This window comes from Streptomyces sp. NRRL S-495, from assembly GCF_000966955.1.
In the GTDB taxonomy this organism is placed as follows: Bacteria; Actinomycetota; Actinomycetes; order Streptomycetales; family Streptomycetaceae; genus Kitasatospora; species Kitasatospora purpeofusca.
In genome coordinates, this window is the sequence record NZ_JZWY01000586.1 from 1 (window position 1) to 4,269 (window position 4,269).

The 4,269-nt window shown below is 77.1% G+C and carries 3 protein-coding genes; all 3 read right to left on the minus strand.

Translation table 11 applies throughout. The features are described 5' to 3' along the window. On the minus strand, window positions 1-1,399 hold a 1,399-nt coding region (locus tag VR45_RS27985), incomplete at its 3' end, for a lytic transglycosylase domain-containing protein (protein WP_063772555.1). 232 nt (window positions 1,400-1,631) lie between these two features. Continuing rightward, window positions 1,632-2,657 carry a pyrroloquinoline quinone biosynthesis protein PqqB gene (gene pqqB / locus VR45_RS27990; RefSeq protein ID WP_234326234.1) on the minus strand — a complete coding sequence of 342 codons (1,026 nt, stop codon included), beginning with the start codon at window positions 2,655-2,657 and terminating at the stop codon, window positions 1,632-1,634. Further along, window positions 2,602-4,173 carry a pyrroloquinoline quinone biosynthesis protein PqqE gene (gene pqqE, locus VR45_RS27995; RefSeq protein WP_063772556.1) on the minus strand — a complete coding sequence of 524 codons (1,572 nt, stop codon included), beginning with the start codon at window positions 4,171-4,173 and terminating at the stop codon, window positions 2,602-2,604. Before pqqE ends, pqqB begins: the two co-directional genes overlap by 56 nt. Window positions 4,174-4,269 lie beyond the last annotated feature (96 nt).

The window sequence follows — 4,269 nt, forward strand, 5'->3', positions numbered from 1 at the left end:
GCGTCGTGGTGGGGCTCGTGGTCGCGGTCGGGGTGCCGGTCGGGGTGGGGCAGGTGGTCGGGGTGTCCGTGGGCGTCGCCGTCGGCGTGGCGGTGGGCGTCGTGGACGGGGTGCCGGTCGGCGTCGCGGTGGGGGTGGTCGTCGGCGTCGCGGTCGCGCTGGGGCTCGGGCTGCCCGACGGCGTGGTGGGTGCAGCGGTGGGCGTGCTGCTCGGGGTGGTGCTCGGCTCGGCGGACGGCGAGGCGGACGCGGAGGGCGAGGGGGTACCGGAGGGCGTCGCGCTCGGCGAGGGTTCGCCCGACGGCGTGGTGGTGGGGGTGGTGCTCGGGGTGCTCGGGGCGGTCGGCGTGGTGCTCTGGTTCGGCGTCGGCGTCGTGGCCGGCGTCGTGGCCGTGGCCGGCACGAGCGGTGCCACCGGCGCCACCGGTGCGACCGGGAGCAGCGGCGTCAGCGGGCTCGGGGTGCCCGGGCGGTTCGGGGTGGTGACCGGGCTGCCGGTGCCGAAGTGGGCCATCCAGTTCCGGACCGTGCGCAGGTACTCGCCGGAGTGGTTGTAGCCGAGGATCGCCCGGTCCAGCTGGGCCGGGTCGGACAGGTCGCGGCCGCCCGCGCACAGGTACCGGCCGGCCGCCTCGGCGGCGTCGTAGATGTTGTTCGGGTCGGCCTTGCCGTCCCCGTTGGCGTCCACGCCCCAGGAGGCCCAGGTGGAGGGGATGAACTGCATCGGCCCGACGGCGCGGTCCCACTGGGTGTCACCGTCGAAGCGGCCGCCGTCGGTGTCGCCGATCGCCGCGAAGCCGGCGCCGTTCAGCGCCGGGCCGAGGATCGAGCGGAACGTCGTCCCGCCGGCGTCGACCGCGCCGCGGCCGGCCTGGCCGGACTCCACCTCGCCGATCGCGGCGAGCAGCTGCCAGGGCAGGTGGCAGCCGGGGGAGCGCAGGACCAGCGCGGCCTCGGCCTTGCGGTAGGCGGCGAAGACCGTCTCCGGCAGGGCCGGCCCGGAGCGCAGCGGATCGGCGAAGGGCGAGGTGAGCGGCGCGAGCGGCGGCTGGGTGAGCGGCAGGGTGCCGCCGCCGTCGACCGGCGCGGTGCCGAGGGTGCCCGGGAGCGGGGTGGCGCCGGTGCCGAACGGCGCGGCGGTGCCGTCGGCGCCGAGGCCCGGGAAGAGCGCGGCGTTGCCGCCGGGCTGGTCCGGAACGGGCTCGGCCGCGGCGGCCGGGGCGAGCCGGAGGCCGGTCACCTGGGAGCCGGTCAGCGCCGCGAGGGCGGTGAAGACCGCCAGCATGCCGGTCAGTCGCTTGCCGAGCCGCAGCCGGCGGCCGGTCGTCCGACCGGTCCGCGGCTCCGCCCCCGTGGGACCGCCGTCGCCTCGCGTGGCCGCGCCGTTCCTGGTCACCATGCCCTGCCCCTCCCCGTCACCGTCCGGTCCCCTGGGAACGGACGGGCTGTCACCATCGTGCCTTCCGGTGCATGACAGATCTCATCACCCGAATGATTAGTATCACGACGATCTGACAGACCCCCGGTGGCCTGGGGCGATACCGGGCGCCACCGTTCGGTGAACGGACGGTGGAGCAGTTCGACCGGACACGGTCAGGGACAGCTCGGGCGACACGGGACGGGGCCGTGTTTCAGAGGTCGAGGAGCATCCCGTCCTCGGCCACGGCCGCGCCGGCCGCCGCCAGCGCCGGGGCCAGGGCGGTGGCCTCCGGCGAACCCGGGTGGGCCAGCGGGTTGGTGTTGTTGAGGTGGGTGTAGAGGTAGCGCGGGCCGGGTCGGCCGGCCAGGTGGGGGAGCGAGTCGGCGACCGCCAGATGTCCCATGCCGCGCGAGCCGCGGGCGCCGCCGGTGCGCTCGGCGAGTTCGTCGTCCGTGGCGAAGGTGCCGTCCAGGATCACCACGTCCGCGTCGGCCACCGCCCGGTCGACGGCGGGCGTCCAGGCGGCCAGACCGGGGGCGTACACGGCGCGGGCGCGGCCGTCGGCCTCGGTGAAGCGGTAGCCGATCACCCAGTCCGTGCGCCCGCCGGACGGTTCCTCGGACCGTTCGCCCGCCGGCAGGGCGGCCAGATCGGCGGCGTACCGGGGGCGCTTGCCGCCGAGGGCCAGCGGTTCGGCCACCAGCCCTCCAGCCAGTTCGACCGGCTCCCCGGGGACGACGGTGTGCCAGCGCGCCTTGGTGTAGGGGGCGAGCAGCGGGCCGACCGGGAACGCCTCGTGCAGCGCGGCCCGGACCGGAGCGGTCGCGTGCACGGTCAGCGCGGCGGCCTCGCGCAGGGTCACCAGGCCCAGGGTGTGGTCGAGTTCGCCGCTGGTCAGCAGGACGCCGCGGAGCGGGGTGTCCCGGGTGCCGGGCGGGGGCGCCAGCTCGGGGGTGGCGAGCAGCTGGGACCGCAGGTCGGGGGAGGCGTTGACCAGGTACCAGGCGGCGCCGTCGGCGCTGACCGCGAGGCAGTCCTGGCTGCGGGCGGCGCCGGTGCGGCGGGCGGTGGCGCAGCCCGCGCAGCCGCAGTTCCACTGGGGCAGGCCGCCGCCGGCGGCGGTGCCGAGGATCCGGATCTTCAGTGCGTGCTCCGAGGGACGGGTCCCGGGCCGGGGGCGCTCACGCCGGGCCCGGCACGGACGGGTCGGGCGACAGGGCCGGGCCGGCCGGGACATCCGGGACAGCCGGGACGGTCGGGACGGTCGGGACAGCCGGGACGGTCGGGACCGGAAGGACCGACGGCACCGGAAGGACCGACGGCAGCGGCGGGACGGGCGCGGTGAACCGGCGCGCCCGCGGGGCCGGACCGGCTTCCGGGTCGGGTGCGTGCACCAGGTGGTGCTGCGGTGAGAGCCGGCACGCCGGGTCGGTGGCGCCAGCGTCACCGGTGAACTGGAAGGCCTGGCAGCGGCAGCCGCCGAAGTCCTGCTCGCGCAGGTCGCAGCTGCGGCACGGCTCGGGCATCCAGTCGGTGCCCCGGTAGCGGTTGAACGCGGGCGAGTCGTGCCAGCTCGCGGCCAGACCGTCGGTGACCGCGTTCGGCACCGGCAGCCCGGGCAGCTGGGCGGCGGCCAGGCAGGGCAGCACGGCACCGTCGGGCGCGACCACCAGCTGCTCGTTCCCCCAGCCGTTCATGCACGGCTTGGCGGTGCCGCTGTGGTGGTCGGCGACGACATGGGTGATCTCGATCCGGTCGCCGTGCCGCGCGCGGGCGGCGGCGACGTCCTGCTCGGCCTGCCGGACCTGCGCGTCGCTCGGCGCGAGGTGGGCCCGGTTGACCCAGGCCCAGCCGTAGAACTGGGTGTGCGCGAGCTCCACCCGGTCGGCGCCGAGCTCGACCGCGAGGTCGGCGATCTCGCCGAGGCGCTCGACGTTGGCGCGGTGCAGCACGGCGTTGACGGTGAGCGGCAGCCCGGCGCCGGTGAGCAGGGCGGCCGCGGCGAGCTTGCGCTCGTGCCCGGTGGGGCCCTTGAGCCGGGTCAGCCCGGCGATGCTGTCGGCCTGCCGCGGGTCGGCGTCCTGGACGGACAGTTGCACGTGGTCCAGCCCGGCCGCGGCGAGTTCGGCGGCGCGGGGGCCGTCCAGCGGCAGACCGCTGGTGATCAGATTGGTGTAGAGGCCCAGCCCCCGGGCGTGCGCGACGATGGTGGCCAGATCGCGCCGGAGCAGCGGCTCGCCGCCGGTGAGGTGGACCTGGAGCACACCGAGCCCGCGCGCCTGGTCGAGCACCCGCAGCCACTGCGCGGTGTCCAGTTCGTCCCGCTGCCGGATGAGTTCGACCGGGTTGGCGCAGTAGTGGCACTGCAGGGGGCAGCGGTGGGTGAGTTCGGCGACCAGGCCGAGGGGGGCGGGGGCGCGCTTGCCGACCGCGGCCCCGGGCAGTCCGGCGGCCGGGTGCGGGTCGGCCGGGCCACCGGTGCCGTCGAGGGCGAGCAGCCGCCGTTCGGCGAGGTCGGCCAGCAGGGCGAGCACCTGGCCGGCGTCCACGCCCTCGTACTCCTCGGCGAGCCGGGCGGTGACCTCGGCGGCGTCGCGCCGTCCGTCGCAGTGCCGCAGCACGGCGGCGGCGGTCCCGTTGAGCAGCAGCACGCCCTCCGGGTAGAGCAGGGCGGCCTGTTGGCGGACCGGGTCGTGGACCAGCCGCACCCCGCGCCGCAGCCCGGGGGCCACGGCGACGGGTGCGGCGTTCACCGGCCCGCTCCTGCGGGCACGGGGGTGGTCCGGGCGGTCTCCGCGGCCCCTGCGGCCTCCGTGGCCTCCGCCGTGGCGGCGGTCTCCGGGCCGTAG